Raw genomic sequence first — 4,474 nt, forward strand, 5'->3', positions numbered from 1 at the left:
GGCATTGCGAGGATGTCCGTAGTATTGCTGCTCTTGCAGGGATTTAACACTGGGCATCGTGCCTAATATTAGAACTGTTGGCTCTTCTCCAAGCACCGGAGGAAAGCCTTTATCGATTACTTTTTGCGTTTCAGCCATTATACTTCACACTAATAACGCTAGAACTTTAATGCCACCGCTGAAGATGCCTTGATCGCCTTCTGCGTTGCCGCCTCAATTGTTTCATCCAAGGCCAGTGCAACCCCCATACGGCGTTGCCCCTTTACTTCGGGCTTGCCGAACAAGCGCAAGTGCACATCAGTATCAGACAAACATTCTTCAAGGTTACCAAAGCAAAGTTGTTTGGACTCCCCCTCAACCAAAATGACCGAGGACGCTGCCGGACCAAGCTGTTTAATCTGGGGAATAGGCAATCCAAGAATAGCCCGCGCATGCAAAGCAAACTCAGAAAGATCTTGCGATACTAAGGTCACTAAGCCTGTATCGTGTGGCCTAGGTGAGACTTCACTAAACAAGACTTCATCGCCTTTTACGAATAACTCAACGCCAAAGATACCATTGCCACCCAGGTTTTCAGTCACTTTATGAGCGATATCCTGAGCCGCTGCCAAGGCCTTTTCGCTCATTGCTTGAGGCTGCCATGACTGTTGATAATCACCATTCTTTTGGACATGGCCAATCGGCGCACAGAAACTTGTCTGACCAGCGTGGCGAACAGTTAATAAGGTTATCTCATAATCAAAGTCGACAAAGCCTTCGATAATGATGGTGCCTGCCCCTGTACGGCCACCTTCTTGTGAATATGCCCAAGCGGCATCAATACCATCCTCAGTCTTCACAGTGCTCTGGCCTTTGCCAGAGGAGCTCATAATCGGTTTCACCACACACGGCAAACCAATCTCCTGAAGCGCTTGTCGATAAGCCTCATAATCGCTGGCAAACTGATAGGGAGAGGTTTTTATGCTCAAATCCTCTGCCGCCAAGCGCCGAATACCTTCGCGATTCATGGTGAGATTAACTGCACGTGCAGAGGGAATAACCTGGTAGCCTTCTTTCTCTAGCGCCACCAATTCAGCGGTCGCAATGGCTTCGATTTCTGGCACAATTAAGTGTGGTTGCTCTTTCTCGACCACCTCTCTAAGCGCTTTTGGGTCAAGCATATCGATCACGTAACTGCGATGTGCGACTTGCATCGCCGGTGCATTGGCATACCTGTCCACAGCAATCACTTCGACACCAAAGCGCTGTAATTCGATAACCACTTCTTTGCCCAGCTCACCAGAGCCGCAAAATAATACCTTTGTTGCCGTAGGCGATAAGGGCGTGCCAATGCTAGTCATTTTGATAAACCTGTTGTCAGTTGTTAGGATAAATCTAGATATAGGATTTCTGTTCGCGCTCTTTAGCGAGCTCTAGTATTTTTTTCTTTTCAGTATTGTCCATGCCCCACCAGCGGGATATTTCGTCACCCGTGCGGTGACAACCCACACAGACATCATTTACATCAAGTGCACAAATACTGACACATGGAGACGGGACTTCATTCATTTCTTCTGGCATACAACTACTCTTCGCTAACGACTATTCGGCAACTACTTTCTAATAAAAACATAAAATGTGAAACGTCGATCTTAACAGGCAAACACTTAGTCCTCCAGAATCAACCCTGATTCATAGCGCTGACCGTTTTGAACATAGTGCGCTGCACTTAGACTGAGCATTTGAATCTCCTGCTCACTTAAAGCACGTTTCACCTTGCCAGGACTACCCAGCACCATCGAGCCATCCGGCACGACCATATTTTCAGGTATCAAGGCGTTCGCGCCAATCAAACAATTCTTACCAATTTTCGCGCCATTCAGTACAACGGCATTAATACCAATCAAGGAATTCTCTCCGATATGGCAACCGTGCAACATGACCTTGTGGCCAATCGTCACATTTTTCTCTATTTGTAAGGGAAAGCCCGGGTCAATATGAAGAACAGAACCGTCTTGAATATTGCTATTTTCACCAATGATAACTTTATCGTTATCCGCACGAATCACCACATTAAACCAGATGCTAGCACCCTCATGGACTTCGATATCGCCAATTAATGATGCGTTTGGCGCAACAAACGCTGCGTCACCAATAAATTTTGGTTTTTTGCTTCCCAAGGAGTAGATCATTTACCTTCACCGTCAAAAATTGTTATGTTCGCATCAAATGCAATATTCATCAGTTCAACAAGCACCACGGCAGACAAGCCCCAAATTTCATAACGCTCGCCCTGATGGTGGTAATCATAGCTTGGCACAGAGAATGCCAGACCTTTGTAGGTCATTCTATCACGACGCACGGGTTCTTCATTTAAAAAGAAACTCACCGGCACTTTGAAAATACTGTCTAGTTCATCTAGATTTGGCTTTAATTCTATCTCTGGCTCCACCAGGCCGACAAAAGGCGAAACACGAATACCGTGCAGGGATATCACCTGACTCAAAGGCCCTAGCAGCTCAACTTGTTCAGGGTGGACGCCAATCTCTTCATGACACTCTCGAAGTGCAGTATTAACAAGTGTTGTATCTTCCTCATCATACTTCCCCCCCGGAAAGGCTACCTGCCCTTTATGTGTATTCATATGTTGCGCCCGGCGCGTGAAAATAATCTGAGGCTCTGGTTCGCGGGTTAAGGGAACTAGAATACCTGCCTCGGGTAACTCTTCGACAATATTTTTTGGCTGATGCTGCTCGATTCGCGCTCTCAGTAAATTAATTATTTGCATTGGGGATTAGAGGTTCCAAAACTTAAGTGGCGAATAAGGAGCTCGTTGACAGATCTAGTAAAAAAGCTCACTCAGATAAAGATCTCAAGTTGTTTACTAAGCCAAACTTTAGCATACTGCCCCCTCAATAAAAATCACTGGTGAGAAACCTATGAAATTCTGCAGTCATTGTGGCGACGATGTTGAGAAAAAGATTCCTGAAGATGATAACCGACAGCGTTACGTCTGCTTAGGCTGTGAACATATCCATTACCAGAACCCGAATATTGTTGCCGGCACCATTCCCACTTGGGGCGATAAGGTATTATTATGCAAGCGCGCCATCGAACCCCGTTTAGGCTATTGGACTCTGCCAGCGGGTTTTATGGAAAACCAGGAAACGACAGAAGAAGCCGCTATGCGTGAGACCTGGGAAGAAGCAGAAGCGAAGGTAAACCTAAAAGGCTTATTTACTATGATCAGCGTCCCGCAGATTGATCAGGTACATATCTTTTTTCTCGCTGAACTAAAACAGGAGAGCTACGCTGCAGGTCAAGAAAGCCTAGAAGTAAAACTCTTCGACGAACAAGATATCCCCTGGGATGAAATCGCTTTCCCAACAGTTAAACGCAGTTTGAAGACGTTTTTCGAAGACCGAAAACGGGGCACTTACGGTGTGCATGTCAGTGATATTTTCCGCGAACCACGTGAGATCCCTGAGCATGTTGCAGATTTACTTGATTAAGACCAGATACTTAAAGGCCGGGAGTTAAAAAATGAAATACCTACATACTATGGTTCGTGTCAAGGACCTAGAAGCCTCTCTGGACTTCTATTGCAATAAACTAGGGCTCGTTGAGATTAGTCGCAAAGACAGCGAGAAAGGCCGATTCACACTAGTATTTCTTGCGGCACCGGACGATGCTGATGAAGCGAGAATTATCAAAGCCCCTTGCCTGGAACTAACATACAATTGGGACACTGAAGACTACACCGGCGGTAGGAATTTCGGGCACCTGGCTTTTTCTGTCGACAATATCTATGAGCTATGTGAAAAACTACAGTCACAAGGATTAACGATCAACCGGCCTCCGAGAGACGGCTACATGGCCTTTATTCGTTCACCCGATGGCATATCAATCGAACTTCTACAAAAGGGCGATAACCTTGCACCTGAAGAGCCTTGGGTATCAATGACGAATACGGGGGAGTGGTAAAGAGTTTAAGGGCTGTAGGTCTTAATAATTTCTTTAACTCTTCCCTGCTGCTTCATCTTTCGCAAGTGATGATTAAATGCAGAGACAATTGCCTGATGATCAGCTAAAGACTTAACAATCGCCATGTGAAGCTCACGCTCAGTATAAGCGGGCTCTACAAATTTAAGCTGTTCGTTAAGCATCTTATTTTTCTGCATCAAGCGACTCAAAATCAAATGATCACCAATGCCGATATCTATCCGCCCCAGTGCCAGCATCTTTAACATGCTTAAGGCGTTTACCATTGGGGTTTTATTCAGCCCTGCAGCATTGTCGAAATTATGACCAAAACTCGCCCCCTTTCTTACTCCTATTTTTAAACCTTTTAGATCATCCAATTTCTGATATGAAATCACTTCGCTCTGATCAGAAATAAAGCTAATTTGATTAACATAGTAAGGGTCGGAATAAAGAAAATTGCTCGCTCTTTGCTCGTTAAACCATAAGCCGATCAATACATCAACCATGCCTT

The 4,474-nt window shown here is 45.3% G+C and carries 7 protein-coding genes; 2 read left to right on the top strand and 5 right to left on the bottom strand.

Features of this window, described 5'->3' with window-relative positions; all coding sequences use genetic code 11:
• Nucleotides 1-158: 158 nt before the first annotated feature.
• The 4 genes from purT to A3766_RS22380 form a co-directional block, all read right to left on the bottom strand.
• Nucleotides 159-1,340, bottom strand: coding sequence for a formate-dependent phosphoribosylglycinamide formyltransferase (purT, locus tag A3766_RS22365; protein WP_068514822.1), 1,182 nt, complete (start codon nt 1,338-1,340; stop codon nt 159-161).
• A gap of 34 nt (nt 1,341-1,374) precedes the next feature.
• Nucleotides 1,375-1,560, bottom strand: a complete 186-nt coding sequence (locus A3766_RS22370; protein WP_197470208.1) for a DUF1289 domain-containing protein — start codon at nt 1,558-1,560, stop codon at nt 1,375-1,377.
• Between the two features lie 86 nt (nt 1,561-1,646).
• On the bottom strand, nt 1,647-2,171 hold the full coding sequence (locus A3766_RS22375) for a gamma carbonic anhydrase family protein (protein ID WP_068514819.1): 525 nt from the start codon (nt 2,169-2,171) through the stop codon (nt 1,647-1,649).
• Nucleotides 2,168-2,767, bottom strand: a complete 600-nt coding sequence (locus tag A3766_RS22380; RefSeq protein ID WP_231872054.1) for a CoA pyrophosphatase — start codon at nt 2,765-2,767, stop codon at nt 2,168-2,170. The genes A3766_RS22375 and A3766_RS22380 overlap by 4 nt, the downstream gene beginning before the upstream one ends.
• A gap of 151 nt (nt 2,768-2,918) precedes the next feature.
• Here A3766_RS22380 and A3766_RS22385 point away from each other — a divergent pair, with 151 nt between their 5' ends.
• Both A3766_RS22385 and gloA read left to right on the top strand, forming a co-directional pair.
• Nucleotides 2,919-3,491: an NUDIX hydrolase gene (locus A3766_RS22385; protein WP_068512534.1), complete on the top strand. Its 573-nt coding sequence runs from the start codon at nt 2,919-2,921 to the stop codon at nt 3,489-3,491.
• A 31-nt stretch (nt 3,492-3,522) separates the two neighbouring features.
• A complete protein-coding gene (gene gloA / locus A3766_RS22390) occupies nt 3,523-3,963 on the top strand; it encodes a lactoylglutathione lyase (protein WP_068514816.1) in 441 nt (146 codons plus the stop codon).
• 5 nt (nt 3,964-3,968) lie between these two features.
• Here gloA and A3766_RS22395 read toward each other — a convergent pair.
• Nucleotides 3,969-4,474 (bottom strand): ABC transporter substrate-binding protein (locus A3766_RS22395; RefSeq protein ID WP_156509051.1); only part of this gene is annotated, 506 nt, incomplete at its 5' end.

The organism is Oleiphilus sp. HI0132 (assembly GCF_001635845.1).